Origin of the sequence: Cupriavidus sp. DF5525 (genome assembly GCF_040149425.2) — a bacterium.
Taxonomy (GTDB): domain Bacteria; phylum Pseudomonadota; class Gammaproteobacteria; order Burkholderiales; family Burkholderiaceae; genus Cupriavidus; species Cupriavidus pickettii_A.
The window spans coordinates 1,406,433-1,431,586 of the sequence record NZ_CP168265.1; the positions used below are offsets into that span (position 1 = coordinate 1,406,433).

Annotated in this window: 25 protein-coding genes and 3 tRNA genes; 16 read left to right on the plus strand and 12 right to left on the minus strand. The window is 65.6% G+C overall.

Annotated features, from left to right (window positions below):
• The 6 genes from rplT to ABNX08_RS06745 all read left to right on the plus strand — a co-directional run bounded on the left by rplT (position 1) and on the right by ABNX08_RS06745 (position 5,322).
• Positions 1-357 (plus strand): 50S ribosomal protein L20, encoded by a 357-nt coding sequence (gene rplT, locus ABNX08_RS06720; RefSeq protein WP_008650487.1) that lies wholly within the window; start codon positions 1-3, stop codon positions 355-357.
• Positions 358-609: 252 nt separating this feature from the next.
• Positions 610-1,653 carry a phenylalanine--tRNA ligase subunit alpha gene (pheS, locus tag ABNX08_RS06725; RefSeq protein ID WP_022534403.1) on the plus strand — a complete coding sequence of 348 codons (1,044 nt, stop codon included), beginning with the start codon at positions 610-612 and terminating at the stop codon, positions 1,651-1,653.
• Between the two features lie 60 nt (positions 1,654-1,713).
• Positions 1,714-4,161 carry a phenylalanine--tRNA ligase subunit beta gene (gene pheT, locus ABNX08_RS06730; RefSeq protein ID WP_022534404.1) on the plus strand — a complete coding sequence of 816 codons (2,448 nt, stop codon included), beginning with the start codon at positions 1,714-1,716 and terminating at the stop codon, positions 4,159-4,161.
• A gap of 76 nt (positions 4,162-4,237) precedes the next feature.
• Entirely contained in the window at positions 4,238-4,648 is a 411-nt protein-coding gene (locus tag ABNX08_RS06735) for an integration host factor subunit alpha (protein ID WP_022534405.1), read from the plus strand.
• 116 nt (positions 4,649-4,764) lie between these two features.
• Complete coding sequence (locus ABNX08_RS06740) at positions 4,765-5,190, plus strand: MerR family transcriptional regulator (protein WP_022534406.1); 426 nt, start codon at positions 4,765-4,767, stop codon at positions 5,188-5,190.
• Between the two features lie 55 nt (positions 5,191-5,245).
• Positions 5,246-5,322: transfer RNA gene (locus tag ABNX08_RS06745), tRNA-Pro, on the plus strand.
• A 23-nt stretch (positions 5,323-5,345) separates the two neighbouring features.
• On the opposite strand, the gene ABNX08_RS06750 is transcribed toward ABNX08_RS06745, so the two are convergent.
• Positions 5,346-5,624, minus strand: a complete 279-nt coding sequence (locus ABNX08_RS06750) for a hypothetical protein (protein WP_022534413.1) — start codon at positions 5,622-5,624, stop codon at positions 5,346-5,348.
• Between the two features lie 302 nt (positions 5,625-5,926).
• On the opposite strand from ABNX08_RS06750, the gene ABNX08_RS06755 reads away from it, so the two are divergent.
• A complete protein-coding gene (locus tag ABNX08_RS06755) occupies positions 5,927-6,148 on the plus strand; it encodes a hypothetical protein (RefSeq protein WP_022534415.1) in 222 nt (73 codons plus the stop codon).
• Between the two features lie 317 nt (positions 6,149-6,465).
• Here ABNX08_RS06755 and ABNX08_RS06760 read toward each other — a convergent pair whose 3' ends face one another.
• Entirely contained in the window at positions 6,466-7,515 is a 1,050-nt protein-coding gene (locus tag ABNX08_RS06760) for an RNA-guided endonuclease TnpB family protein (RefSeq protein WP_041681325.1), read from the minus strand.
• 470 nt (positions 7,516-7,985) lie between these two features.
• On the opposite strand from ABNX08_RS06760, the gene ABNX08_RS06765 reads away from it, so the two are divergent.
• Positions 7,986-8,684, plus strand: a complete 699-nt coding sequence (locus ABNX08_RS06765; protein ID WP_349604708.1) for a GDSL-type esterase/lipase family protein — start codon at positions 7,986-7,988, stop codon at positions 8,682-8,684.
• Between the two features lie 177 nt (positions 8,685-8,861).
• Here the strand turns inward: ABNX08_RS06765 and ABNX08_RS06770 are convergent, their stop codons facing one another.
• The 4 genes from ABNX08_RS06770 to ABNX08_RS06785 form a co-directional block, all read right to left on the minus strand.
• Positions 8,862-9,155, minus strand: coding sequence for a hypothetical protein (locus tag ABNX08_RS06770; RefSeq protein WP_022534418.1), 294 nt, complete (start codon positions 9,153-9,155; stop codon positions 8,862-8,864).
• 3 nt (positions 9,156-9,158) lie between these two features.
• Positions 9,159-9,407 carry a hypothetical protein gene (locus ABNX08_RS06775; protein WP_349604706.1) on the minus strand — a complete coding sequence of 83 codons (249 nt, stop codon included), beginning with the start codon at positions 9,405-9,407 and terminating at the stop codon, positions 9,159-9,161.
• Between the two features lie 173 nt (positions 9,408-9,580).
• Entirely contained in the window at positions 9,581-10,096 is a 516-nt protein-coding gene (locus tag ABNX08_RS06780) for a cupin domain-containing protein (RefSeq protein ID WP_041681327.1), read from the minus strand.
• 42 nt (positions 10,097-10,138) lie between these two features.
• Positions 10,139-10,399 (minus strand): hypothetical protein, encoded by a 261-nt coding sequence (locus ABNX08_RS06785; protein WP_022534421.1) that lies wholly within the window; start codon positions 10,397-10,399, stop codon positions 10,139-10,141.
• A 214-nt stretch (positions 10,400-10,613) separates the two neighbouring features.
• Here ABNX08_RS06785 and ABNX08_RS06790 point away from each other — a divergent pair, with 214 nt between their 5' ends.
• The 4 genes from ABNX08_RS06790 to ABNX08_RS06805 all read left to right on the plus strand — a co-directional run bounded on the left by ABNX08_RS06790 (position 10,614) and on the right by ABNX08_RS06805 (position 12,036).
• The gene (locus ABNX08_RS06790; RefSeq protein WP_041680993.1) at positions 10,614-10,997 is read left to right on the plus strand and encodes a hypothetical protein; all 384 of its coding nucleotides are present in this window, start codon (positions 10,614-10,616) and stop codon (positions 10,995-10,997) included.
• A 44-nt stretch (positions 10,998-11,041) separates the two neighbouring features.
• Positions 11,042-11,275 carry a hypothetical protein gene (locus ABNX08_RS06795; RefSeq protein WP_022534423.1) on the plus strand — a complete coding sequence of 78 codons (234 nt, stop codon included), beginning with the start codon at positions 11,042-11,044 and terminating at the stop codon, positions 11,273-11,275.
• Positions 11,276-11,366: 91 nt separating this feature from the next.
• Positions 11,367-11,555, plus strand: coding sequence for a hypothetical protein (locus ABNX08_RS06800; RefSeq protein ID WP_022534424.1), 189 nt, complete (start codon positions 11,367-11,369; stop codon positions 11,553-11,555).
• 97 nt (positions 11,556-11,652) lie between these two features.
• On the plus strand, positions 11,653-12,036 hold the full coding sequence (locus ABNX08_RS06805) for a hypothetical protein (protein WP_022534425.1): 384 nt from the start codon (positions 11,653-11,655) through the stop codon (positions 12,034-12,036).
• A 25-nt stretch (positions 12,037-12,061) separates the two neighbouring features.
• On the opposite strand, the gene ABNX08_RS06810 is transcribed toward ABNX08_RS06805, so the two are convergent.
• Together ABNX08_RS06810 and ABNX08_RS06815 are read right to left on the minus strand one after the other, a co-directional pair.
• On the minus strand, positions 12,062-16,933 hold the full coding sequence (locus ABNX08_RS06810; RefSeq protein WP_022534426.1) for an NAD-glutamate dehydrogenase: 4,872 nt from the start codon (positions 16,931-16,933) through the stop codon (positions 12,062-12,064).
• Between the two features lie 236 nt (positions 16,934-17,169).
• Positions 17,170-17,730, minus strand: a complete 561-nt coding sequence (locus tag ABNX08_RS06815; RefSeq protein WP_022534427.1) for a hypothetical protein — start codon at positions 17,728-17,730, stop codon at positions 17,170-17,172.
• A 373-nt stretch (positions 17,731-18,103) separates the two neighbouring features.
• Here ABNX08_RS06815 and ABNX08_RS06820 point away from each other — a divergent pair, with 373 nt between their 5' ends.
• Complete coding sequence (locus ABNX08_RS06820; protein ID WP_349604704.1) at positions 18,104-19,612, plus strand: acetyl-CoA hydrolase/transferase family protein; 1,509 nt, start codon at positions 18,104-18,106, stop codon at positions 19,610-19,612.
• Between the two features lie 81 nt (positions 19,613-19,693).
• Here ABNX08_RS06820 and ABNX08_RS06825 read toward each other — a convergent pair whose 3' ends face one another.
• From ABNX08_RS06825 to ABNX08_RS06835, 3 genes are all read right to left on the minus strand, one after another.
• Positions 19,694-20,053, minus strand: a complete 360-nt coding sequence (locus ABNX08_RS06825; RefSeq protein WP_022534429.1) for a hypothetical protein — start codon at positions 20,051-20,053, stop codon at positions 19,694-19,696.
• Positions 20,054-20,378: 325 nt separating this feature from the next.
• Positions 20,379-21,359: a tripartite tricarboxylate transporter substrate binding protein BugE gene (locus tag ABNX08_RS06830; protein WP_041680994.1), complete on the minus strand. Its 981-nt coding sequence runs from the start codon at positions 21,357-21,359 to the stop codon at positions 20,379-20,381.
• Between the two features lie 344 nt (positions 21,360-21,703).
• Positions 21,704-21,779: transfer RNA gene (locus tag ABNX08_RS06835), tRNA-Lys, on the minus strand.
• Positions 21,780-21,940: 161 nt separating this feature from the next.
• Here ABNX08_RS06835 and ABNX08_RS06840 point away from each other — a divergent pair.
• Positions 21,941-22,849, plus strand: a complete 909-nt coding sequence (locus tag ABNX08_RS06840) for a LysR family transcriptional regulator (RefSeq protein WP_022534431.1) — start codon at positions 21,941-21,943, stop codon at positions 22,847-22,849.
• A 130-nt stretch (positions 22,850-22,979) separates the two neighbouring features.
• The gene (locus ABNX08_RS06845; protein ID WP_349604701.1) at positions 22,980-24,368 is read left to right on the plus strand and encodes an 8-oxoguanine deaminase; all 1,389 of its coding nucleotides are present in this window, start codon (positions 22,980-22,982) and stop codon (positions 24,366-24,368) included.
• A gap of 145 nt (positions 24,369-24,513) precedes the next feature.
• Here the strand turns inward: ABNX08_RS06845 and ABNX08_RS06850 are convergent.
• Positions 24,514-24,589 (minus strand) — tRNA-Lys (locus ABNX08_RS06850).
• 224 nt (positions 24,590-24,813) lie between these two features.
• Between ABNX08_RS06850 and ABNX08_RS06855 the strand changes: the two genes are divergently transcribed.
• Positions 24,814-25,077, plus strand: coding sequence for a DUF1488 domain-containing protein (locus tag ABNX08_RS06855; protein ID WP_022534433.1), 264 nt, complete (start codon positions 24,814-24,816; stop codon positions 25,075-25,077).
• Positions 25,078-25,154: the final 77 nt, after the last annotated feature.

Below are 25,154 nucleotides of genomic sequence, written 5' to 3' on the forward strand. Positions count from 1 at the left end.
ATGCCTCGAGTAAAGCGTGGGGTCACTGCACGGGCCCGTCACAAGAAAGTCATCGACGCTGCCAAGGGTTACCGCGGCCGTCGCAATAATGTCTACCGCATCGCCAAGCAGGCGGTCATGCGTGCTGGCCAGTACGCGTACCGCGATCGCCGCAACAAGAAGCGCGTGTTCCGCGCTCTGTGGATTGCGCGTATCAATGCCGCGACGCGTGAGCATGGCATGACCTACAGCGTGTTCATGAACGGTCTGAAGAAGGCCTCGATTGAACTGGACCGCAAGGTGCTGTCGGACATGGCTATTCACGACAAGCCTGCCTTTGCCGCCATCGTCAACCAGGTGAAAGCCACCGTTGCCTGATGCCGGCTGCGGTAGCGCGTAAGCGCTGCCGGGCAAGCACCGACCGCAAGGTCGACCGCCGACCGCAAGGTCTGCTGAAACGGGGCTCCTCACCGAGCCCCGTTTTTATTTGCGGTTCCGGATACCGTTTTGCGCCAGGCGTCGAGACGGCATCCGAAAACGCATACCGCACGTAGTGCCAACCCACGTCGGGCCGGCCATTGTCTTTTGTCATTGGTCCGACCGACGCCAGAACACGCCACGACCGCCGCCATGTCTCAGGATCTGGATCAAATTGTCGCCGACGCCCAGGCCGCCTTCGCTGCTGCCAACGACAACGCCACGCTGGAAAACGAAAAGGCCCGCTTCCTGGGCAAGACCGGCGCGCTGACCGAGCTGCTCAAGGGCCTCGGCAAGCTCGACCCGGAAACCCGCAAGACGGAAGGCGCACGAATCAACCAGGTCAAGCAGCAGGTGGAAGCCGCGCTGCAGGCGCGCCGCCAGGCGCTGGCCGACGCGCTGATGAATGCGCGCCTGGCTGCCGAGGCCATCGACGTCACGCTGCCGGGCCGCGCGGCCAGCCGTGGCAGCCTGCATCCGGTGATGCGCACCTGGGAGCGCGTGGAGCAGATCTTCGGCTCGATCGGCTTCGATGTGGCCGACGGCCCCGAGATTGAAACCGACTGGATGAACTTCACCGCGCTGAACAACCCGGACAACCACCCGGCGCGTTCGATGCAGGACACCTTCTATATCGACGGCCGCGACAGCGAGGACAAGTTGCTGCTGCTGCGTACGCACACCAGCCCGATGCAGGTGCGCTACGCCAAGATGCACGTCGAAAAGTACGCCGGCAAGCCGATGCCGCCGATCAAGGTGATCTGCCCGGGCCGTACCTATCGCGTCGACAGCGACGCCACCCACTCGCCGATGTTCAACCAGGTCGAAGGCCTGTGGATCGGTGAAGACATCAGCTTTGCCGACCTGAAGGGCGTGTACGCCGACTTCCTGCGCAAGTTCTTCGAGCGCGACGATATCCAGGTGCGCTTCCGACCGTCGTACTTCCCGTTCACCGAGCCGTCGGCGGAGATCGACATGGCCTTCGAGGATGGGAAAAATGCGGGGAAATGGCTGGAGATTTCCGGTTCGGGCCAGGTGCATCCGAATGTGCTGCGCAACATGGGCCTCGATCCCGAGCGCTATATCGGTTTCGCGTTCGGCTCCGGCCTGGAGCGCCTGACCATGCTGCGCTATGGCATCAACGACCTGCGCCTGTTCTTCGAGGGCGACGTGCGCTTCCTGCGCCAGTTCGCCTGACGCGCCGCCGCCGTCCCCTCGTCAACGACTACACAGAATACTTACCGGATCAGAAGCGCCATGCAATTCTCGGAATCCTGGCTTCGCACCTTCGCCAACCCTGAAAAGATCTCCACCGACGCGCTGTCGCACACGCTGACCATGGCCGGCCTGGAAGTGGAAGAGGTGGGCTCGGTCGCGCCGCCGTTCGACAAAGTGGTGGTCGCGCGCGTGCTGTCGACCGAGCGCCATCCCAACGCCGACCGCCTCAATGTGTGCCAGGTCGATGCCGGCAGCGGCGAGACCCTGCAGATCGTCTGCGGCGCGCCCAACGTCAAGCCGGGCATCCTGGTGCCGTGCGCACTGGTGGGCGCGGTGCTGCCCCCGTCCGAGGACGGGGGCCAGCCGTTCGAGATCAAGGTCGGCAAGCTGCGCGGCGTGGACAGCTACGGCATGCTGTGCTCGGCACGCGAACTGAAGCTGTCGGAAGAACACGGCGGCCTGTTGGTGCTGCCGGAGGACGCGCCGGTCGGCCAGAACATCCGCGAATACCTCGACCTGGATGATCAGGTCTTTGTCATCAAGCTGACGCCGAACAAGGCCGACTGCCTGTCGATCCACGGCGTGGCGCGCGAAGTGTCGGCACTGACCGGCGCCGCGCTGAAACTGCCTGAAATGAAGCCGGTGGCGGTGACGATCCAAGACAAGCTGCCGGTCAAGGTGTCGGCGCCTGACCTGTGCGGCCGCTTCTCGGGCCGCGTGATCCGCGGCGTGAACGCGCGCGCCGCCACGCCGGCATGGATGGTGCAGCGGCTGGAGCGCTCGGGCCAGCGCAGCATCTCGGCGCTGGTGGACATCTCCAACTACGTGATGCTGGAGCTGGGCCGTCCGTCTCACGTGTTCGACCTGCACAAGATCCACGGCGGCCTGGACGTGCGCTGGGGCCGCAAGGGCGAGCAGATCAAGCTGCTCAACGGCAACACCATCGAGGTCGACGAGCAGGTCGGCGTGATTGCAGATGACAAGGAGATCGAGAGCCTGGCCGGCATCATGGGCGGCGACAGCACCGCCGTGACGCTGGACACCACCGACATCTACCTCGAGGCTGCATTCTGGTGGCCGTCGGCGATCCAGGGCCGCGCGCGCCGCTACAACTTCTCGACCGATGCCGCGCACCGCTTCGAGCGCGGCGTGGACTATGCCACCACGGTCGAGCATATCGAACGCATCACCGCGCTGATCCTCGAGATCTGCGGCGGCCAGGCCGGCCCGGTGGACGATCACGTGGTCAACCTGCCGGTGCGCAAGCCGGTAAGCCTGCGCGTCGCGCGCGCCGAGCGCGTGCTCGGCATCGAGCTGTCGCCGGCTGCCATCGCCGATGTGTTCCAGCGCCTGCAGCTGCCGTTCACGCGGTCGCAGGGCGCCGAGGGCGAGGTGTTCGAGGTCACGCCGCCGAGCTACCGCTTCGACATCGAGATCGAGGAAGACCTGATCGAGGAGGTCGCGCGCATCTATGGCTTCGAGCGTATTCCGGCGCGTCCGCCGGTGGCCGAGAGCGAGATGCGCCCGACCAACGAGGCCCGCTGCTCCACCCACGTGGTGCGCCACGCCGTGGCCGCGCGCGACTACCAGGAAGTCATCAACTTCGCCTTCGTCGAAGAGAAGTGGGAGCGCGACTTCGCCGCCAACGACAACCCGATCCGTCTGCTCAATCCTATCGCCAGCCAGCTGGCCGTGATGCGTTCGACGCTGATCGGCGGCCTGGTCGACAAGGTGCGTTACAACCTGAACCGCAAGGCCGCGCGCGTGCGCCTGTTCGAGGTGGGCCGCGTGTTCCATCGTGACCAGGAGGTGAAGGACGGTGGCCTGACGGTTGCCGGCTACCACCAGCCGATGATGGCCGCCGGCATCGCCTATGGCCCGGCGTTCGAGGAGCAATGGGGCATCCCCACGCGCAACGTCGATTTCTTCGACGTAAAGGGCGATGTCGAGGCGCTGTTCCATCCGCGCGTGCCGCGCTTCGAGCCGGTGTCGCACCCCGCGCTGCACCCGGGCCGCGCCGCGCGCGTGCTGCTCGACGGCAAACCGGTTGGCATGGTTGGCGAGCTGCATCCGCGCTGGCTGCAGGAGTACGAGCTGGCGCACGCGCCGGTGCTGTTCGAGCTGCAGCTCGACGCGCTGCGCGAAGCCGGCCTGCCGGTGTACACCGAAATCTCCAAGTTCCCGGCCGCGGTGCGCGACCTGGCCGTGGTGGTGAAGCAATCGGTACGTGTGCAGGACATGCTCGACACCATGCGCGCAGCACTGGAAAAGCAGGGCTACGGCCGCTACTGCCAGGGCCTCGTGCTGTTCGACGAGTTCCGTCCCAAGGGCGCTTCCACCGCCATCGGCGCGGACGAGAAAAGCCTTGCGTTCCGGGTGACCTTGCAAGATACTGGGTCGACCCTCCAGGACGAAACTGTCGACAGCGCAGTGCGCTGCATGGTCGACGCGCTGGCCGAGGCCTTCCAGGCCCGGCTGCGCGGCTGAACCGACAGCCACACGATAAACAGGGCGCCCGGGCCAGCCCCGGGCGGATCGCCAGACAGACACTTGAGCGATCGACATGAATGATCGAGACGCGAATTCCATGACCGCTGCAGCACTGGGTGAGATGAGCGACCGGCAGGCTTCCTCCCTTGACGACGCGACGCCGGACAACCGCGCGACCGAGGTTCCCACGCTGACCAAGGCCGAGCTCGCCGAGATGCTGTTCGACCAGGTCGGTCTGAACAAGCGCGAATCGAAGGACATGGTCGAAGCCTTCTTCGACGTCATCCGTGAAGCGCTGGAGCAGGGCGACAGCGTCAAGCTGTCCGGCTTCGGCAACTTCCAGCTGCGCGACAAGCCGCAGCGGCCCGGCCGCAACCCCAAGACCGGCGAAGTCATCCCCATCACCGCGCGCCGCGTGGTGACCTTCCACGCCAGCCAGAAGCTCAAGGGCCTGGTGGAAGAGCGCGCGGGCATCGCAGGCTGACCCGTCACCCAAACGGCGGATTGCTTCCACAGGCTGGCATCGGTATTCTTCTGGGCGCGCAGCTCCTGCGCGCCAACCTCATGGCCGGCATGGCCTGACGCTCGTCTACACACTTCATGTCGGACAAATCCAGCGAACGCATCGCGTTGCCGCCGATCCCGGCCAAGCGCTACTTCACTATCGGTGAGGTGAGCGAGCTTTGCGCCGTCAAGCCGCACGTGCTGCGCTATTGGGAGCAGGAGTTCACGCAGCTCAAGCCCGTCAAGCGCCGCGGCAACCGCCGCTACTATCAGCACCATGAAGTTCTGCTGATCCGCCGCATCCGCGAATTGCTGTATGAGCAGGGCTTCACCATCAACGGTGCGCGCAACCGGCTCGACGAAGGGCGCCATCACAGCGCCACTGCGGTAGTGCCGGAAGCAACGGAAGGCAGCGAAGAAAGCGCGGCGGCCCTGTCGGTCGACATCGCCGGTCTGCGCAATGAACTGGTCGAAGTGCAGCACCTGCTCGCGCAACTGCGCGAGATTGCGAAGCACGGATAATTTGACGTCAGGTGCTAGTCATACGGGAAATGCTTCTGATATAATCTTTTTCTTTCGGGGCGTAGCGCAGCCTGGTAGCGTACCTGCATGGGGTGCAGGTGGTCGGAGGTTCAAATCCTCTCGCCCCGACCAGTATTGACAAGGCCTAGCGAGTTTTACTCGCTAGGCCTTTTGTCTATTTTGGGCGCAAGTGTCTGACTTGACCGCTTCATGGCGACAGGTTTGACGTGCTCAACCTCTCGCGCCTTGGTGCAGTGCGCAGTGATTTCGGCGGTCGTGTGACCCGCCGATGCCTGGGCCGCCGCAGCACCTTCCTGCCGCCCCTTATCCGTCAGCACGTTCGCCCGCAGGTCCTGCAACTCCGACGTCATCTCAATCAGCATCCGCACGCCCGAATCATTCACCGCCTTGGCCGGATGATTGGCGTTCTGCACCGATAGCAGCGCCCGATACTTCTTGCTCGCGTTCGGCTTAGCATTCGAAATGCTTGTTCAAGAAGCGCGCGATATCCTTGGGTCCGACAGACGAGCCACTGGTCATCGACCAGAATGCAGATCTGCTGGCCGGTCGGGGCACATCGTGGATAGCCGCGTTCGAGCGTGACCTGGCACAGGACCTATTCGGCTTTCCGTTGGCGTATTAGCTCCCGGATCGGCGCACACCACGGCGCGGCCGAAGAGCATGGGGTGTTCTTTGGTCATGCTACGATCCAGAGACATTGGAAGAGGAGGCTGCCATGGAAGATGAGCTTTTTGCGACGGACACCCATGTGGCCCGGATAGCCGTGATGGAAACCGCTTCTGGACTGTTCAGAGGCTATGTGTATATCCGCCGGCTGGAAGAAGATCCCGATGCAGAAGTCCCACACCAAACCGTGGAGGATTTCCCAACGAGGGAGGAGGCGAAGGAGGCTGCGACATACCTGGCCACCAGGACGCTGAGAGAACTCGAGTTCTAAGTGGCCCCTCGGGAGTGGTATCAACGCGGGTCGCGTCGGTCATTACCTATACTTTCACAACGGTAAAAGCTGCGTTCGGAGCACCCGCACCGATGGCCTACCTGACCGGGAGATCGACATGGCAAGCTTAAGACTCTTCGTGCGCTCACTGGCGTTGTTGCCCCTGTTGGGGGTGGTTAGCTGCATCTCGGTCAACCGCACCGTCACCGAGCCGCCCGCGCCAAGCGGTCGTACGGTCGTGGTGCCGCCAGGTTCTACCGTGACATGCACGCCTGGTCCGTGCCAGGAGCGTTGACATCCTCTCCTCCCTAAAGTCCCTAAAGGGAGGAGATTCCCTCTGCAGGCGATCGATGTCCCGATCGGGCAAGGATATTTAGCGCAGCGTTCACATCGCGATCATGTACAGCACCGCATCGACTGCATACCCACTGCCTTATTCCAAGGTCTGCGATACCTTTCGGCCTCTCCGGCGGCATCGTGTCACACGAAGAGCAGACCTGGGTGGTGAAACGTTCGTCGACTTCCTCGTACCACGCGCCATGCGCAATCGCCTTGTACGCGAGCATTGTGCGGAAGGACGACCAGCCTGCATCGAGGACGGACTTCGCCATGCTGGTTCTGGCGAGGCTGGCGGCATTCACATTACCCACCGCGATGTAGTCGAAGTCCCGCACGATGCGATGCGAGAGCTTGTGCAGGAAGTCACGCCGCGCGTTGGTGATGCGCGCGTGGACGTTGGTGGCCTGTCGTTTCTTGCGCGCACGCTGCGCTTTGGCAAGGGCTTGCTCAAGTTGGCCAAGGTGGCGCGGATTCCCGATCTTCTCGCCGGTGGAGAGTGTGGCAAGGTCCTTCAAGCCCAGATCGATGCCGACGCCGCGTTCCGGGCAGCGGGCCTGAGTGTCGGCAACTTCAATCACGATGTTCAGGAACCAATTGCCCCGGGCGTCGCGCGAGAAATTCGTGCCGTCCTTGATCTTGCCCTCGGGAAGGGGCCTCGAGTTGAACACGCGAAATGTGCTGCCGGCAAAGCGGAATGCGTCGCCCGAGCGCTTGAGATCCCGGCCCTTGAGCGGCACCCAGCCGAGGGATCTGCGGCCGCGATAGCGCAAATAGGGCCGGCGATGCTGGCTACGCGACTTGGCGTACTGCTCGCAAACCGCATTGACGGTACCCGAATGGATGCCGAGTTCCTTGCTGCTGCCGGTCGTCAGCACGTTCAGATCGAAACCCGTAGGCCATTTTTTGCCCCATTTGAGCGCGTGCTTCTGCGTATCATTGCAGAAGTTCCAGACGTAGTTCACTACGCGGCTCTGCTGATTGAGCAGGCCGTTCAGCGACTTCACCCGGTAGCGATAGACGAGAAGCATGCCGGCCATTCTAACTTGGGAATGCCGCCTGTCGGCGGCGCTCCTTTCACTCCCCGCCCTGAAAGGCCCTGGAGGCCCTGAAGGGCGGGGTTTCTCGGAGCAAGTCTGATGAAGTGATAGCCATTGGGCGCGTTGAATCCTGAGAAGACGGCAACGAGGTGCCTGCAGTCGCCGGCGCTGGCCCGAAATACATACTCGACCGTCTGGCCGTTGCTGGTGAAAACGCTCGCGGTGGCTTTGCGCGTGTCGGTTGCCGCAGCATTCGGAACGTTCATGAAGGGCCGTGCGTCGATGTCCGATGACTGGTGCATGGAGAATGGCCGGTAAGCAAAGCTGTCGAGTCTCTCCGCGCCACGGCGCGCCCACCTTGATGTCAGTCAATGCTGCAGTTTTGAGAGATTTCAGCCATGCGGCGACCTGTCGTTGCCGGTACAGTCCTCCGGTTCGGTCATCGTTGGAACTGGTTTTACATGCGAAACAAGCGATTAGCCTTATGCGTGTGCGTGGTCTTGCTGGTTTTTCTGCAGGCAGCCCGGGCGGCGCCGGGCGGCACTGACGAAGTTCTTGAATCCCGTCCTTACACCATGCGCGCGGCGCTGTTCAGCGCGCTGACCGCGCACCGCGACTTTGTGATGCTCGGTGACAGCATCACGGCGTCCGGCGAGTGGTCAGAGTTGCTGCCCGATGCAAGCATCGCCAATCGCGGCATAAGCGGAGACACGACGCTGGGCATGCTGGCGCGACTGGCGCCGGTCCTGTCGATGCGGCCTGCGGCGGTGTTTGTCATGGCAGGCATCAACGACCTGCGGCGCCGCCGGCGCAGCGTCGATGAGACCCTCGACACGTATCGATCCGTTATCGAAGCCATCTTGCGAGGCGGCTCCCGTGTGGTCGTGCAGTCGACGCTTCTTGTGAGGCTGCATGGGCGGGAAGACCTGAATGATTCGGTGGGGCGTCTGAATACCAAGTTGCGGGACTACTGCGGCAGCCAGGATGGGTGCGAGTTTGTCGACCTGAACCCAGCGTTGTCGCCTTGCGGCCGGCTCGCGTCCGCCTATACCGGTGACGGCGTTCACCTTAACGGCGCAGGCTACCTGCGCTGGTCTGCCGAGATCCGGGCGTTAGTCGGGCGCATCGCAGATTCGCAGTCCGCTTCGCCAATGCATTGAGGGGTGCCTCTTAGATGCCGCGCCGTTGCACCTATAGTTAGTGCTGCAGCAACCGTGACGCCACGACGGGACAAATGATGCGTCTCCTTTGTGGCAGATGCATCCAGTCTCCGCGCTGTGCCGCGCGACCGGTATCGGGCGCCGTCCGACAGGGATGTGTTGCCTGGTCGACAGCGCCTAGGGAGCCTGCTCGGGCTCCGCGCGGTAGGCCGACCAGAAATAGTGCGTGTACCTGCCGTGGCGTGCCCGTTTCTTTTCGATAAATAGCCGCACGGTGCCGGCATGGCCGGCATCGACCAGCACCTCGCGATGGCTGGGGCCGTCGCGCGTGGCGGAGCCGAGCGTGCGCAGCGCGGCGGCAATGTAGTGGCCCTCGATACGCGCGAGGATGCCGTTGGCGCCGGCCACCGGATAGCTGTCCGGCGCGTCCGGTGGCGCATGGCAGCGGGCTGCGAGCTTGCTGTTGCCCATGGCTCAGCTCCGGCCCGGGCTGACGCTGAGGCCTTCCCGCGTCAGGTCGACGTAAGGCAGGTGGCCGTAGGCGCGCAGGCGGCGGATGTCTTCACGTGCGGAAGCGGGGATGCCGGGGCGGCAGCCTAGGGCGCGGGTACTGATGTGGAAGGTGCCGCAGCTCGGGCAGGTGTAGCGGTAGCCGCGCGGCGCGGCGCGCAGGCGCTCGGCGGCGGCGCCGCAGACAGGGCAGTTGGCGGGTTCGGGTGACATGGGGCGCACAGGTCAGATACTGTATGGATATACAGTATAGCGCTGCTGCGCGAACTGTCGTCAGAAAAGGATACCCGGGTTCTTCGATCTTGGCGCGTGGCGGCTTGACGTAGACTGGCGCCGCAGTACTCACCGGGCCGCCCGCACCCCGCCACGGCGGGCTGCTTTTTTTGTCAGGACCGCTGGCGCGCAAGCCGGCGCAGCAACGCGTCGTGGCCGCTGGCGAGGCCGGCAAGCGTGTCGCAGCTGGCCAGCTCGAATTCGCTGAACTGGAACGCGGGCGCAACGGTGCAGCCGACCAGTGCAAAGTCGGCGCCATCGCCCGGGTCCACGCGCTCCGCCGCAAACCAGTGGCCCGCCGGCACCATCGCCTGGAAAGCCGCGCCGGCATGCCGCAACGGATCGCCCAGACGGTGCGTGACGATGCCGCCGGCCGCGATCACGTGCAAGTCAACCGGCGAGCCCGCGTGAAAGTGCCAAAGCTCATCGGAATAGATGCGATGCCAGGCGGAATAGTCGCTGCCGCACAGCATGTAGTAGATCGCGGTGGAGGCCTCGCGGGTGCGCCCGTCTTCGTCGACGAGGCGCTGCTGGCTGCGATAGGTTTCGCGGTAGTAGCCGCCTTCAGGGTGCGGCTTCAGGTCGAGCGAGCGGATCAGTTGCGTGGCCGCGGGACTGGGATCTGACATGTCGGCATGGTGGTGGCGCATCTTCGATGCGGGGCCCATAGCTTAAAGCAGGGCAAAGCGTGCCTGGCCCGGGCCGACCAGCGCCGGGCGGCTGACCGGGTAGCGATGGCGCGTGCCGTGCGCGTCGAAGGACAGGAAGTCGGGCGTCCAGCGCAGCGCCTGCAGCTGCTGTGGCGCGATGCCGTGGACGATGATGGCGCCAGCGTCCACGCGGACGCCGTCGCAGGGCAGGCGTACGGATTCGGCGTCGTCGCCAAAGTAATAGGCCTCGAGCAGGATGGAATCGGACGGGTACAAGGGCATGGGGAGGCGTCATTCCGATACTGTATGAATGTACAGTATAGTCGTCGCCTGCGGTTCGGTCATCCCCACGATTCTCAATTTCGCGCGCGTCCCACCTGCCTGCGGGGGCGACGCGGCAAGCGGTGTGGGCCTGTCTTGGTATAACCTGAAATCGATGCCGGGCCGACACCCTTGTCGTGCCAGCAGGACCGGCAGTGTCGCTACGGGAGATGCCATGGCGGAGTGCGGAAGCAGGGCTTGCTGGTTTGGGCTCGGTATTGTGCTGGGTGCGGCGGTGGGCGGTGCCTGCGCGATGCTCGTGCGCACGGCCGTGGCGCAGGCGCGGATGCAGCCGGATGCACCGGTGGTGCCGTCCGATCCCACCGCGGATCGTGCGTTGACCGATGCCGCGACCGACGTGGTCGAGTATCGCGGCTTCGTGGTCCACGTGTTTTGCCACGCGCTGGGGCCGGAGCGTTTCAAGGCCGTATGCGATATCTGGGAGGCTGGCGCCGTGGTGCTGGAGGGCGGCGGGCCGCCGGCCACGCACGCGACGCCTGACAAGGCGCGCGCAGCCGCTATCGAGTGGGCCCGGCAATGGGTGCAACGCAATGGCTAGCGAGCCGCCGCCCGCGGCGACCATCGCCCTGACAGGAGCTGCCGATGCACGCCTGTGACCTGTGTCACCAGCTGGTGGGCGAACCCTCGAGCGTGCCGCCGCACGAGAACCTGGCGGCGTCGGGCATCGCGGCCAGGAGCAACCGCTGCAAGGTCGACAGTCGCTGGCGCTGCACCGGCTGTGGCGCATGGATGTACCAGAGCACGGCGCTGGGCGAGCCGCCAAATGTGTGGCGCATGGGGACGCGCCCGGACGACTGGCCTGATAATCGCGGCTGAGTTGGCGTGGCCGCCCCCGCAAATCGGCGGACGGCCACGCCCGGATCGCGCCCCGGCTCAGCCGCTCGGGCGCTTGTTAAAAGGAGAATTCATGTTTGTTTGTGGGAACCAGGCTTGCGGCGCACGCTGGGAGCCGGATGAAGTGCAGATCCGCAATGAAGGGCAGGGCCCGGTATTCCGCTGCCCGCAATGCGGAGCACGCAACCACGTCGAGGCGCGCACGGCGCGCGACGGCCGCACGGTCTACCGCCAGGTGTCCGCAAAGCCGGCGCCGCGCTAGCCTCGACCGGCGGCTAACCGTGCCACCCCACGCCTGTGGGGTCAAATTCACACGTTAGCCGCCTTAAGCTCGCTCAGGCGGGACCGTTAAACACAAAATGGACTTTGCCGACCTTCCCCAAGAATCCGCTTCCAATGCTGAACGCATGGGCTGGGCGAACGCTTCGCCGGAAGTGATCGCCAAGGTGTTGAATTCGGCGTTGGCAGCGCAGGACCTTTCCGGGTTTGCCGCGCTGCTGTCGGATATCGCGCGCGACCGCGGGCTCAAGGGCCAGCGCGCCGCGCACCAGTCGATCTACGACATGCCGTACGCCAGCCTGCTGCCCCGGCAGAAGCACCTGCTGTCCGATGCCTTCGACCTGCTGATCCTGCTCGGGCTGGAGCTGCGTCCGCGCCCTGCCGATGAAGATATCGACGCCGACGCGGACAGCGATACGGACACCTATTCGGACACCGACGCGGACACAGACGCGGGCGATTAGCCCCGCGCCTGGGTGCGCCGCCGCGCTAGGCGCGTTCCAGCATGCCGATCTCGCGCACCGCGACCGACAGCATCGACAACCCCGCTGCCCCCGAGGCGCGCTGGTCGGCCAGCATGCGCGTGAAGCGTTCGAGCGCGCCGTGGCGGCTGGCCCGCCACGCGTCGATCATCGCTTCGGGCGTGTCCAGCGCGCCCGCCTGCGACAGCACGCTGCTCGTCAACGCGCGCTTGAGCCGGCCCAGGTCTTCCAGCGTGGTGGTGCGCGCGAGCAGGTCCCAGTGCGTGTCCGAGGGCAGCGCCAGTGCGCGCTCGCGCAGCCAGCTGAAGCTCAGGTGGCTGTCCAGCGCGAAATAGACACCCGCCACCAGGTCGAGGCTGCGATCGCACGCGGCCGCCACTTCCGCGATATCGAGCGCCGCGGCGGAAGTCTCGCTGCCGGCCACGCGCATCGCCAGCGCCTCGCCGACCCCGACATCGATAAATGCCTTGGCGCGCTCAGCCAGCGCCGCCGCATCCGCGGGGGGCAGCAGCCGCTGCAGCTGTGGCACCAGCCACTGCGCGGCCTGGGCAAAGCGCGCCAGGTCCTCGCCGGCCTTGCCGCCCGCACGCAGATAACGGATGAACCACAGGCAGGCACGCTCGAGCAGCAACGCCACGGCGTTGAACATGCGCGCCTGCTCGGCATCGGGCACGCGGTTGTCGAGCGCGTCGATCTCCTGCCACAGCGCGGTCAGGTTGAACACATCGCGCGCGATCAGGCAGGCGCGCACGATATCGGCGGGGCGCGCATCGGTTTCTTCCATGATCCGATGCACAAAGGTGGCGCCGATGCGGTTGACCAGCAGATTGGTCAGGTGCGTGGCCAGGATCTCGCGCCGCAGCGGATGGCGCTGCATCGCATCGCTGTAGCGCTGGCGCAGCGGCACCGGGAAGTAGTCGGCCAGCAGGCCGGCGACCAGCGTGTCTTCTGGCACGTCGGACGCCAGCAGTTCGTCGTACAGCCACATCTTGCTGTAGGCGAGCAGCACCGCGCGCTCGGGCGAGGTCAGCCCTTCGCCGGCCAGCTTGCGCTCGGCGATCTCTTCATCCGAGGGCAGGAACTCCAGCGCGCGGTTCAGCCGCCCGGCGCGCTCCAGCCAGCGCACCAGGCGCGCCTCGCCGTCGAGCAGCGGGACGGTGCTGCGCCCCGCGACCGACAGCGCTTGGGTCTGGTAGTAGTTGTCCTGCAGCACCAGCAGGCCGACTTCATCGGTCATCTCGGCCAGCAGCTTGTTGCGCTGCTTCTCGGTCATCTCTCCGTCCGCGACCACCAGCCCGAGCAGGATCTTGATATTGACTTCGTGATCGGAGCAGTCCACGCCGGCCGAGTTGTCGATCGCATCCGTATTGATGCGCCCGCCCTTGCGCGCGTACTCGATGCGGCCCAGCTGCGTGAAGCCCAGGTTGCCGCCTTCGCCGACCACCTTGCAGCGCAGCTCGCTGCCGTTCACGCGCACCGCGTCGTTGGTGCGGTCGCCGGCCTGCAGGTGTGTTTCCTGGCTGGACTTGACGTAGGTGCCGATGCCGCCGTTGTAGAGCAGGTCTACCGGCGCCATCAGGATGGCGTGGATCAGCTCGGCCGGCGACAGCGCGCTGGCCGTGACGCCGAGCACCGCCTGCACCTGCGGCGACAGCGGGATGGTCTTGGCGGTGCGCGGATAGACGCCGCCACCGGCGGAGATCAGCGTGGTGTCGTAGTCGGCCCAGCTGGAGCGTGGCAGGCTGAACAACCGCGTGCGTTCCTGCAGGGTCTTGGCCGTGTCCGGGTCGGGATCGAGGAAGATATGCCGGTGGTCGAAGGCGGCCACCAGCCGGATATGCGGCGACAGCAGCATGCCGTTGCCGAACACGTCGCCCGACATGTCGCCGACGCCGGCCACGGTGAAGTCGGTGGTCTGGATATCGACGCCCATCTCGCGGAAATGCCGCTTGACCGATTCCCACGCGCCGCGCGCGGTGATCCCCATCTTCTTGTGGTCATAGCCGACCGAGCCGCCGGAGGCGAAGGCATCGCTCAGCCAGAAGCCGTACTCGGCCGAGATCGCGTTGGCAAAGTCCGAGAATGTCGCCGTGCCCTTGTCTGCGGCCACCACCAGGTAAGGGTCGTTGTCGTCGTGGCGCACTATTTCGGGTGGCGGCACCACTTGTCCGCCGACCAGGTTGTCGGTCAGGTCCAGCAGCCCGCGCAGGAAGGTCTGGTAGCAGGCGATGCCTTCCTGCAGGAAGGCGTCGCGCTCCGTGGGCGGTGGCGGGCGCTTGACCACGAAACCGCCCTTGGAGCCGACCGGCACGATCACGGTGTTCTTGACCATCTGCGCCTTCATCAGCCCCAGCACTTCGGTGCGGAAGTCCTCGCGCCGGTCCGACCAGCGCAGCCCGCCGCGCGCCACGCGCCCGCCGCGCAGGTGCACGCCCTCCACGCGCGGCGAATAGACCCAGATCTCGAACATCGGCCGCGGCTCCGGCAGGCCGGGGACCAGCGCCGGGTTGAACTTGAACGACACGTACGGGCGCGGCTGGCCTTCCTCACTCCGGTGGAAATAGTTGGTGCGCACGGTGGCGTTGATCACGCCCAGGAAGAGCCGCAGGATGCGGTCTTCGTCGAGGTTGGGCACCTTGTCGAGCGCGGCTTCGATATCGGCCAGAAGCTTGTCGCAGCGCGCCTGGCGGGCAGGGTCGACGGCTACCTGGCTGAAGGTGTCGAAGCGCGCGACGAACAGCCCCACCAGCATCCCGGCAAGCGACGCGTTGCAGGTCAGCGCGCGCTCGATATAGGCGTCGCTGAAGGTCGAGCCTACCTGCCGCAGGTAGCGCGCATAGGCACGCAGGATGGTGACATCGCGCGCGGCCAGCTCGGCGCGCAGCACCAGCCGGTTGAGGTCGTCGTTCTCGATCTCGCCATGCCAGGCGCGGGCAAAGGCGTCCTCGAACAGCGCCTTGATGCGTGCAATGTCGAAGTCCGCTTCGCTGCCGCCGTCGGCGATCTCCAGCCCGAAGTCGTGCACCCACACCGGCATGCCGCTGTCGGGCTCGATCAGGTACGGGCGCTCTTCATCGACGCGCACGCCCAGGTGCTCGAGCATGGGCAGGCTCAGCGACAGCGCGATCGGCTCGCCCGCGCGGTAGACCTTGAAACGGAAGGCGCCCGGCGCGGCCTCGATCGGCCGGTACAGGTTCATCGCCATGCCCCTGCCGGCACCATTCGCCTGCAGCGCGTGCTCCATCAGTTCGATATCGCGCACCGCGGTGCGCGCCGGGTAGTCCTCGCGGTAGCCGGCCGGGAACGAACCGCCATAGCGTCGCAGCAGCCGGTTGCCTTGCTCTTCGCCGTAGCTTTCGTGCAGGGCCTCGGCCAGGTCGTCCTGCCAGCGGCGGCTGGCGTGGACGATGCGCTCTTCCAGTTCGCCTGTATCGACATGCGGCATGGTGCCGGGCTCGCCGCGCACGGTCAGCTGGATGCGCGCCAGCGGCGACTCCGACAGCAGCGGCTGGAATTCGCAGCTGGAGCCGTGGAAGGCCGCGGTCAGCAGCTTCTGGATCTTCTGGCGCAGATCGGTGTTGTACTTGTCGCGCGGCACGAACACCAGGCACGAGACAAAGCGGTCGAAGCGGTCGCGCCGCACGAACAGCCGTGTGCGCTGGTGTTCCTGCAGCCGCAGGATGCCGATGGTGATGTCGAACAGCTCGTCCTCGGTAGCCTGGAACAGCTCGTCGCGCGGGTATTGCTCGAGGATGGTCACCAGCGACTTGTACAGGTGCCCCTTGGCCAGGAAACCGGCGCGGGCCAGGATGTTGGCGCACTTGCGCCGCACCAGCGGGATCTCCGCGATGGGCGCCGTGTAGGCGGTCGAGGTGTACAGGCCGACGTAGCGCCGCTCGCCAAAGAGCTGGCCCTGCGGATCCAGCAGCTTGACGCCGACATAGTCCAGATAGCCGGGCCGGTGCACCGTGGCGCGCGAATTGGCCTTGGTCACGAAGATCGGCGACGCGCCTTCGATGATGATGGTGGCCGCCGCGGGCAACGGCGTCAGGTCGTCGGCATCGGGTTCGCGCAGGCTCTCGCGCAGGATGCCCGCGCCGGAGCCGGGTACGCCGCGCAGGAAATAGCGCCCGTCCTGCGACACCAGCTGGTAGTCGCGCTGGCCGAGGAAGGTGAAATGGTCGTCCATCATCCAGTCGAGGAAGGCGCGCGCTTCGGCGTTTTCCGGCGAGGCCGCGCCTGGCGTCTGGGCCAGGGCGCTGATGGTGGCCTGGGTGATGTCGCACATCTTGGGCCAGTCTTCCACTGCGGCGCGCACGTCGCCCAGCACCTGGGCGATGCCGCTGCGCAAAGCCTCCAGCCGCGCTGCCTCGCCGCTGCGGTCGATCTCGAAGTGGATAAAGGACTCCAGGCGCGAGTTGTCGCCGGCCTCGCCGGCGCCGCCCGGGGCGATGCGCTCGATGCCGCCGCGCGCATCGCGCCAGACCCGGAACACCGGATGGATCGCCGAATGCAGCGCCAGGCCCTGGCGGTTGATCTCCATCGTCACCGAATCGACCAGGAACGGCATATCGTCGTTGACGATCTCGACCACGGTGTGGTCGGAGTGCCAGCCGTGCTCTTCCAGGTTCGGGTTGTAGACGCGGATGCGGGCAGCGCTGCCGGGAACGAATTTCTGCGCGGTCTGCCAGTGCGCCATCACGGCGCCGTAGAGGTCGTCGACTTCGCGTCGGAGCAGGTCCTCGGCGTCAGTCTGGTCGTAGTAGTGCCGCAGGAAAGGCTCGACCACGGCGAATGTCGCCGCCGGCAGCCGTTCGCTGGCGAAGTTGGCCAGTTCGTCCAGCAGGTGCGCGACTTTGTCTTCGTTCTCCTGCGGCATGATCTCTCCTCGCGGTGTCGATGGGCGACGCCGGGCCGCAGTCCTGTCCGGGGGCGGTCACGGCATGTGCCGGGGCATGCTCATACTTTAGGAAAAAACGGGGCACCCGGCGCGACAAAGTAAGCGAGGGGCGTGGAGGTGGAAGAATCGACGGGAGGGAGGGGAGCCGGTCCCGGCGCAGCCTGGCGGGACCTGCTTGCCGAACGCGTCAGGGCGCTCGCATGAAAGCTATCGCGTCAGAACCGCGCGCGGGCAAGGGTAGGCGTCGAGGCGGGGCGATGCGCGACCGGCGGCAGGCCGGTGCAGGTGACCGCCGGCGCTGCGGCAGGCTTTTCCTGGCGGGCGGCTTCAGTACCCACGCGGATCTGGCGCGTAGTGTGGTCGCTCAGCGTGATCTTCATCCGTTCGAGCAAACTGCCCAGCGCCACGCGCTCTTGCGAACTGAATGGCGCCACCGACACGCTATGCAGCGCGCTCAGGGCCTGCCCGGTGCGCTCCAGCCGGCTCGCCGCGGCGTCGGCAACACGCGGGTGCGGGGCATCGCCATACTCGATCCAGCCGTCGCGCTCCAGGTCTCGCAGCATCAGCTCGGATTGCGCGACATCGATGCGCATCGCGCCCGGCAAGGGGGATCCGCGCACGAAGGCGCCTTGCCGGATGGCTCGCAACAACAGCCATTTGGCGTAATTCAGGCCAGAGGCGGAGAGGGTCTGTTCTAACGCTTCCTGCCAGGCGGTCACGGCATCGACCAGGGCGAGGACAACCGGCTCGTTGGGTTCGAGTGGTCTTGGCTGCATGAATGGCGTCTCCTGTTGTCGTTTGCCGCCACTGCGATGCTCTGGGCCGGAGCATGGCCGGCCCGGGCGGCACGGACGCCGCTGCCTCTTCGGCGGGCGCGGTCGACCGATGGCCAAGACACTATCAGAATCCATTGCAATGTTTGTGACAATTCCAGATTTCCCACGATCGCACAGGGGCATAGTGATGCAAAAGCCGCATGGCCAGGTTTTGTGAGCTATGAAAATAGCGACTGCCGTTCATGACTTTAAATCACAACCGGAATGGAAGCGGCTGGATACACTGCCTTCCGGAGACCCCCGCCAACAAGCCATCAGGCAATCGGGGCGCGCGGCACGGGCAAGGGCCCGCGCCGTCAGACCGGAGATAATGATGTACAAGGAACGCATTCGCCTGGCCAGGCTGCATGACAAAGTAGTCTCGGCCGACGAAGCCGCCGCGCTGATCCGCGACGGCATGACGGTAGGCATGAGCGGATTCACCCGCGCGGGCGACTGCAAGGAAGTTCCGTTCGCGCTGGCGCGGCGTGCGGCAACCGAGCCGCTGCGCATCACCCTGATGACCGGCGCCTCGCTGGGCAACGACATCGACCGGGTACTGGCCGAGGCGGACGTGATCGCGCGCCGCCTGCCGTTCCAGTCCGACGCCACGCTGCGCCGCAAGATCAACGCCGGCGAAGTGATGTTCATCGACCAGCATCTGTCCGAGACCGTGGAGCAGCTGCGCTCGGGCCAGATCGCGCCGGTGGACGTGGCGGTGGTGGAAGCCGTGGCGATCACCGAGCAGGGCGGCATCATCCCCAGCACTTCGGTGGGCAATTCGGCCAGTTTCGCCATGCTGGCGCGCAAGGTGATCGTCGAGATCAACCTGAACATGCCGCTGGAGCTGGAAGGCCTGCACGATATCTACTTCCCGGTGCAGCGCCCGTATCGCCAGCCAATTCCGCTGATCGCTCCCGAGCAGCGCATTGGCCTGCCGTATATCCCCATCGATCCGGAGCGGATCGTGGCCATCGTCATCACCGCCAAGGACGACAGCCCGTCCAACGCGCTGCCGCCGGATGCCGACACGCGCAGCATCGCCGGACACCTCAACGACTTCCTGTTGCACGAGGTCCGCGCCGGCAAGCTGTCGCCGGCGCTGCAGCCGTTGCAGGCGGGCATCGGCACCATTGCCAATGCGGTGCTGCATGGCCTGGTGGACTCACCGTTCCGTGACCTGAAGATGTATTCCGAGGTGCTGCAGGACAGTACCATCGAGCTGCTCGATGCGGGGCGGCTGTCGTTTGCCTCGGCGTCTTCGGTGACGCTGACGCGCGGGGTTTACCGGCGCTTCCTGGACAACCTCGACCGCTACCGCTCGCGTCTGTTGCTGCGCCCGCAGGAGATCAGCAACCATCCGGAGATCCTGCGCCGGCTGGGGCTCATCACCATCAACACGGCGCTGGAGTGCGATATCTATGGCAACGTCAACTCCACGCACGTGGGCGGCACGCACATGATGAACGGCATCGGCGGCTCCGGCGACTTTGCGCGCAATGCGCACCTGTCGGTGTTCGTGACCAAGTCGGTGGCCAAGGGCGGCGATGTCTCCAGCATCGTACCGATGGTGGCGCACGTGGACCACACCGAGCACGACGTCGACATCATCGTCACCGAGCACGGCCTGGCCGACCTGCGCGGCCTGGCACCGCGCGAGCGCGCGCTTACGATCATTGCCAATTGCGCCGACCCGCAATACCGCGAACTGCTGGGCGATTACTTCCGGCGCGCCAGCGCGCAAGGCGGGCAGACGCCGCACCTGCTGGAAGAGGCGCTGTCCTGGCACGTCGGCTTCCGCGATCGCGGCAGCATGCAGCCGGTGCAGGCGCTGGCTGCCTGAAGACGGCCCCGCCAGAATGCAAAACAGCCCGCCGAAGCGGGCTGCTTTACGTTGGTGCCGCCGCGCGGGCGGCGCGCCGGGTTACTGCGCCTTGCCAGCATTGCTGGCGGGAGCCTTGGCGCCGTCGGTGTACGGGTCCGGCTTGCCGGCCTTGGCACCGTCGGTGTACGTATCGAACTTGCCGGCCTTGGCGCCGTCCGTGTTCGGATCGAATTTCTTGCCCGAGCTGGTCAGGTCCGACTTGGTCGACTGCTTGGCACCGTCGGTATACGGGTCGAACTTGCCGGACTTGGCCGCGCCCTGGTTCGGGCCGGCCTTCTTGGTGTGGCTGCCACTGTGGATATCGCCGCCTTCCGTGTAGTTCTTTTGCGCATATACCTGGGTCGCGCCAAGCGCGGCCAGTGCAGCAACGATCAGGGTCGGAACAGTCTTCTTCAGCATGTTTTTCCTCGCGATTGACGGTCGCACAGCGCCTGCGCGAAACCGGAGTTGGGGCGGAGCGATTGCCGGAATGGACCCGGCGCAGTGGCGGAGCACCCGGCTAATGTACCGAGTAGGCGCTTGTCCGCAAAGTGAAAGTTTCTTCTAAGTGTATTGAAGACCATCGGCGGGGGCAGTGTACTGCGCGCGGTCAAGTCCTTACCGATTCCGCGCAAAACACTCCGCAGCAGTGCTTGCCTCGTCATGTGCGCAGGCAGACGACAAAAAAACCGGCTGCCGATGGCAGCCGGTTTGTGACCCCTCTCAGGACAGCTTTGCAGCCGGCTTATTCCAGCGTGATGTTCTGGTCGTGCGCGATTTTCTTGCGCAGGTCCAGTTCACGCTTGATCTGCGCGGCATACTGCGCCGAGGTATTGCCGTCGGCATAGGCGCCGCTGTCAGCCAGCCGGCGCTTGGTGTTCGGGTCCTGCAGGGCCTTGACCGCGGCGTCGTGCACGCGCGTGACGATCGCCGCCGGCGTGCCGGCCGGTGCCACAAGGCCGTACCAGGCCATGTTGTTCATGTCCTTCATGCCCGCTTCGGCGAAGGTCGGCACGTCAGGCAGGCCCTCGACCCGCTTGGGCGCCGCCACCGCCAGCGCGCGCAGCTTGCCGGCCTGAATATGCGGCATCGACGAGGGCAGGTTGTCGAACTGCGCGTTGACCTGGCCGGCCAGCGTGTCATTCAGCGCCGGGCCCGATCCGCGGTACGGGATATGGACCATGTCGGTCTTGGTGATGTCCTTGAACAGCTCGCCGTCCAGGTGCGAGATGCTGCCCTTGCCAGCCGACGCGTAGCTGTACTTGCCGGGGTTGGACTTGAGCAGCGCGACGAATTCCTTCAGGGTCTTGGCCGGCACCTTCGGGTTGACCGTCAGCACGTTGGGCACGTTGACCAGATTGGTGATCGGCGCGAAATCCTTTAGCGGGTCGTACGGGTTTTTCGGGTTGGTGGCGGGGTTGGTCGCCATCGTGCTGACCGTGGCGATGCCCAGCGTGTAGCCGTCCGGTGCCGACTTGGCCAGCGCGTCGGCGCCGATCGCGCCGCCGCCGCCGCCGCGGTTCTCCACCACGACGGGTTGGCCCAGTTCGCGGCCCAGTGCTTCGGAGACTGCGCGCGCGACGATATCGGTGGTGCCGCCGGCTGCGAACGGAACGATCAGGCGGATCGGCTTGTTGGGGTAGGACTGTGCTTGGGCAAGGCCGGCGTGCGCCAGGCCAAGGGCGGCGAGGCAGGCGGCGGCGCCTGCGTGAATGACTGCTTTCAAGGAATGCCTCCGTTCTTCTTTCACTGATTGCTTGCCAGGCGGGCTGCAGGCGTTTTGTCGGGCGATGTTTGCAAGCGTCCCGCACCGTCAGGCGTTCCCACGCTGGCATGACCGGGCCGTGCCGGGGTGCGGCGGTGGCCTGCGCCTTGTGATAGTTCCGCGATGCGGAACTATGTTCCACATTGGGCGCGGTAGCGATTCAACCGGGAAAGCGCGTGTAATGGAATTGGTGAGAACCCGCGTATCAAGAAAATGGCGGGCGTGCCGTCAGAGCGGGCAGCAGGTGGGGCGGTAATGACGGTAAAAAAAGCCGGAAGCAAGCTTCCGGCTTTCTATGAATTCGCTGGTGGGGCGTGAGTGACTCGAACACTCGACCTACGGATTAAGAGTCCGCTGCTCTACCAACTGAGCTAACGCCCCAACGAAGAAAAAGATTGTAGCAAGGTACCGCATAAGACGCAATAGCCCGGCGAGATTTTTTGCGGGCCGATTTATGCGAGCCGGTTTTGCGGACCGCTACAATGCGCACGCCGTCATCTGCGCTGCCCGCGGTGCCGTCCGATCCACCAGTCTGCCCAGCCATGCACGCCAGAGTCCTGCGTTATCTCGACGAGGTCGTCCGCCGCGGTTCGATCCGCAAGGCGGCCGAGCACCTGCACGTGGCGCCGACTGCGGTCAACCGGCAGATCCTCGACCTGGAGGCCGAACTGGGCGCGCCGCTGTTCGAGCGCATCAACAAGCGGCTGCGGCTGACGCCGCTGGGCGAGATGGTGCTGGCTCACGTGCGCCAGACGCTGCGCGAGCACGACGCGCTGCGCGAGCGCATCGAGGACTTCAAGGGCGCGCGCCGCGGCGACGTAACCGTGGCCGTGACGGCAGGCCTGGCGGGCTCGCTGATGCCGTCGCTGGTGCACGACTTCCGCCAGCGCTATCCGGGCATCGTTGTGCGCGTCAACGACCTGCCGGTGGCAGCCATCGTCGCCGCGGTGGAGCAGGGTGGCGCCGACCTGGGCCTGGGTTACGACCTGCCCGAGCTGCCGGCCTTCCGGGCGCTGGCCACCAGCGACTGGCAGATCGGCGCGGTGGTGCCGCCGGGCCATGCACTGGCCGCGCAGCCGTCGGCGCTGCTGAGCGAATGCGTGGGTTACCCGCTGATCCTGCCGGCGCCGTCGCTGTCGATCCGCGCGATCCTGGACGATGCCTTTACCCGCAATGCAATCGAGGTGTCGCCGGTGGCCGAGTCCACCTCGACCGTGCTGATCCGGCAACTGGTAATGCTCGGCACCGGCATCGCGCTGCTGAACCCGCTCGACGTGATGGAGGAGCGCGCACGCCAGGCGCTGGTGTACGTGCCGCTGCGCGACCGCCACCTGCAGGGCCAGACGCTGACGCTGGTGGCGCGCGCCAGGGGTTCGCTCAGCGCGGCGGCGCAACTGATGGCGGAGCGTATCGGCGAGGCGCTGGCGGCGCTGTTCGCGCAGGCGCGATAGCAGCCGGTACCAGGCAGTGCTGTCCACTTTTTGTGGACAGCATGGTCGGAATTCTGCGCTTAGGGGTTGGCATGGCCGCACCGTAGACTGGCGGCCATCCCCTCCACCCGAACGCAGAAGGAATCCCGCCATGACCCTGATTGCCCTGAGCGCCGACGTGCTGGTCACGATGGACGCGCAGCGCCGCGAGATCCGCGATGGCGCGCTGGTCGCAGAAGGCCCGGCCGTGCAATGGGTCGGCCCGACCTCGGAGTTGCCGCCGCAGTACCGCCGCATGGCCGACGAAGGCAGCGCGCAGGTGCTCGACATGCGCGGCCGCGTGGTCACGCCGGGCCTGGTCAACACGCATCACCACATGTACCAGAGCCTGACGCGCGCGGTGCCCGCGGCGCAGGATGCCGAGCTGTTCTCGTGGCTGACCAATCTGTACATGCTGTGGTCGCACCTGACGCCGGAGATGATCGCGGTGTCGACCAGAACCGCGATGGCCGAGCTGATGCTGTCGGGCTGCACCACCACCAGCGATCACCTTTACCTCTATCCCAACGGTGCGCGCCTGGACGACTCGATCGCCGCCGCGCAGGAGATGGGCATGCGCTTCCACGCCGCACGCGGCTCGATGAGCGTGGGCCGCAGCAAGGGCGGCCTGCCGCCCGACGCGGTGGTGGAGGAGGAGGCCGCCATCCTGCGCGACAGCCAGCGGCTGGTGGAGCAGTACCACGACAGCGCCCGCCACGCGATGCTGCGCATCGTGCTGGCGCCGTGCTCGCCATTCTCGGTCTCGCGCGACCTGATGCGCGAGTCGGCCAGTATGGCGCGGCACTATGGTGTGTCGCTGCACACCCACCTGGCCGAGAACGACAACGACATCGCCTACTCGCGCGAGAAGTTCGGCGTGACGCCGGCACAGTATGCCGAGGACCTTGGCTGGGTCGGCCACGACGTGTGGCATGCGCACTGCGTCAAGCTGGACGAGGCAGGCATCGCATTGTTCGCCCGCACCGGCACGGGCGTGGCGCATTGCCCGTGCTCGAACATGCGGCTTGCGTCCGGCATTGCCCCGGTGCGCGCGATGCGCGACGCGGGCGTGCCGGTCGGGCTGGGCGTCGATGGCAGTGCGTCGAACGACGGCGCGCATATGCTGGGCGAGTCGCGCCAGGCGCTGCTGCTGCAGCGGGTCGGCTACGGCCCGGCGGCAATGAGCGCGCGGGAGGCGCTGGAAATCGCCACGCTGGGCGGTGCACGCGTGCTCAACCGCGACGATATCGGCGCGCTGGCGCCGGGCATGTCGGCGGACTTCGTTGCCTTCGATATGTCCGCGGTCGGGTTTGCCGGCGGCGGCCACGATCCGGTGGCGGCGCTGGTCTTCTGCACGCCGGCCAATGTCGCGGCCAGCGTGATCAACGGGCGTGAAGTAGTGCGCGACGGCGCGCTGCTGACGGCCGATCTGCCGAACGTGCTGCTGCGTCATCGCGCGCTGGCGCGCACGTTGTTCGAGCGCGCCAGCATCGACGCCTGATTGCAGGTGTGGCGGCGCCGGCATGCCCGCCGCCGCTAGCCGATGCGTGCGGCAAGCGCATGACAGCTGCGGTGAAAAATCGCAAATAAGAAAAGAAAAAGCAAAAGGCCGGAAGCATCGCTGCTTCCGGCCTTTCTGTATTCGCTGGTGGGGCGTGAGTGACTCGAACACTCGACCTACGGATTAAGAGTCCGCTGCTCTACCAACTGAGCTAACGCCCCAACGAAGAACGAGATTGTATCAGGATTTTTGGCGCTGTCAAATGTTTGGTGCGAGTCTCTGCAGAACATGCCAACTGCCGCGGAAGCGGCATCGTCACGTGCATGGAACCGAACGCCAGCGCCAAAGGTCTTCGGTTTGAGCGCATTCGCACAAGGTGTACCGGTACGATATCGCCAGAGCCATGTTAGGATTCTTCTCCACTTGCATATGGAGGGCTGCACCGATGGAAATCAAATTCCAAGAGCAAGAGCGCTACGACATCAACAATGAAGGCTTGCTCTTTCAGGCGATCGTCAATGGCGAGAAGGTGACTTGCGTGGTGACACGTGAAGCACTGTGGGAAGGCTTCAGCGCTGATCAGGTGCTGTCGCTGGAAGAGGCATTCCGTGCCGGCCGCGAAACCATCGAACGCGCCGCCGTGGTGCTGATCGAGCAGGGCGCGCCCCAGCCAATCGTCGTCAAGCGCGCCCACGTGGCGCCGATCTGATGAGGATGGATGCCCCGGCCAGCCGTTGGCATGCCGTGGGCGCCCATCCGCTGTCAGCTTCGTTGCCAAGTTCCCCA

What these genes read in the sequence shown, in the direction of transcription:
- rplT (WP_008650487.1), top strand. Translation starts at nt 1, where the DNA reads ATGCCTCGAGTAAAGCGTGGGGTCACTGCACGGGCCCGTCACAAGAAA.
- pheS (WP_022534403.1), top strand. Translation starts at nt 610, where the DNA reads ATGTCTCAGGATCTGGATCAAATTGTCGCCGACGCCCAGGCCGCCTTC.
- pheT (WP_022534404.1), top strand. Translation starts at nt 1,714, where the DNA reads ATGCAATTCTCGGAATCCTGGCTTCGCACCTTCGCCAACCCTGAAAAG.
- ABNX08_RS06735 (WP_022534405.1), top strand. Translation starts at nt 4,238, where the DNA reads ATGAATGATCGAGACGCGAATTCCATGACCGCTGCAGCACTGGGTGAG.
- ABNX08_RS06740 (WP_022534406.1), top strand. Translation starts at nt 4,765, where the DNA reads ATGTCGGACAAATCCAGCGAACGCATCGCGTTGCCGCCGATCCCGGCC.
- ABNX08_RS06755 (WP_022534415.1), top strand. Translation starts at nt 5,927, where the DNA reads ATGGAAGATGAGCTTTTTGCGACGGACACCCATGTGGCCCGGATAGCC.
- ABNX08_RS06760 (WP_041681325.1), bottom strand. Translation starts at nt 7,515, where the DNA reads ATGCTTCTCGTCTATCGCTACCGGGTGAAGTCGCTGAACGGCCTGCTC.
- ABNX08_RS06765 (WP_349604708.1), top strand. Translation starts at nt 7,986, where the DNA reads ATGCGAAACAAGCGATTAGCCTTATGCGTGTGCGTGGTCTTGCTGGTT.
- ABNX08_RS06770 (WP_022534418.1), bottom strand. Translation starts at nt 9,155, where the DNA reads ATGGGCAACAGCAAGCTCGCAGCCCGCTGCCATGCGCCACCGGACGCG.
- ABNX08_RS06775 (WP_349604706.1), bottom strand. Translation starts at nt 9,407, where the DNA reads ATGTCACCCGAACCCGCCAACTGCCCTGTCTGCGGCGCCGCCGCCGAG.
- ABNX08_RS06780 (WP_041681327.1), bottom strand. Translation starts at nt 10,096, where the DNA reads ATGTCAGATCCCAGTCCCGCGGCCACGCAACTGATCCGCTCGCTCGAC.
- ABNX08_RS06785 (WP_022534421.1), bottom strand. Translation starts at nt 10,399, where the DNA reads ATGCCCTTGTACCCGTCCGATTCCATCCTGCTCGAGGCCTATTACTTT.
- ABNX08_RS06790 (WP_041680993.1), top strand. Translation starts at nt 10,614, where the DNA reads ATGGCGGAGTGCGGAAGCAGGGCTTGCTGGTTTGGGCTCGGTATTGTG.
- ABNX08_RS06795 (WP_022534423.1), top strand. Translation starts at nt 11,042, where the DNA reads ATGCACGCCTGTGACCTGTGTCACCAGCTGGTGGGCGAACCCTCGAGC.
- ABNX08_RS06800 (WP_022534424.1), top strand. Translation starts at nt 11,367, where the DNA reads ATGTTTGTTTGTGGGAACCAGGCTTGCGGCGCACGCTGGGAGCCGGAT.
- ABNX08_RS06805 (WP_022534425.1), top strand. Translation starts at nt 11,653, where the DNA reads ATGGACTTTGCCGACCTTCCCCAAGAATCCGCTTCCAATGCTGAACGC.
- ABNX08_RS06810 (WP_022534426.1), bottom strand. Translation starts at nt 16,933, where the DNA reads ATGCCGCAGGAGAACGAAGACAAAGTCGCGCACCTGCTGGACGAACTG.
- ABNX08_RS06815 (WP_022534427.1), bottom strand. Translation starts at nt 17,730, where the DNA reads ATGCAGCCAAGACCACTCGAACCCAACGAGCCGGTTGTCCTCGCCCTG.
- ABNX08_RS06820 (WP_349604704.1), top strand. Translation starts at nt 18,104, where the DNA reads ATGTACAAGGAACGCATTCGCCTGGCCAGGCTGCATGACAAAGTAGTC.
- ABNX08_RS06825 (WP_022534429.1), bottom strand. Translation starts at nt 20,053, where the DNA reads ATGCTGAAGAAGACTGTTCCGACCCTGATCGTTGCTGCACTGGCCGCG.
- ABNX08_RS06840 (WP_022534431.1), top strand. Translation starts at nt 21,941, where the DNA reads ATGCACGCCAGAGTCCTGCGTTATCTCGACGAGGTCGTCCGCCGCGGT.
- ABNX08_RS06845 (WP_349604701.1), top strand. Translation starts at nt 22,980, where the DNA reads ATGACCCTGATTGCCCTGAGCGCCGACGTGCTGGTCACGATGGACGCG.
- ABNX08_RS06855 (WP_022534433.1), top strand. Translation starts at nt 24,814, where the DNA reads ATGGAAATCAAATTCCAAGAGCAAGAGCGCTACGACATCAACAATGAA.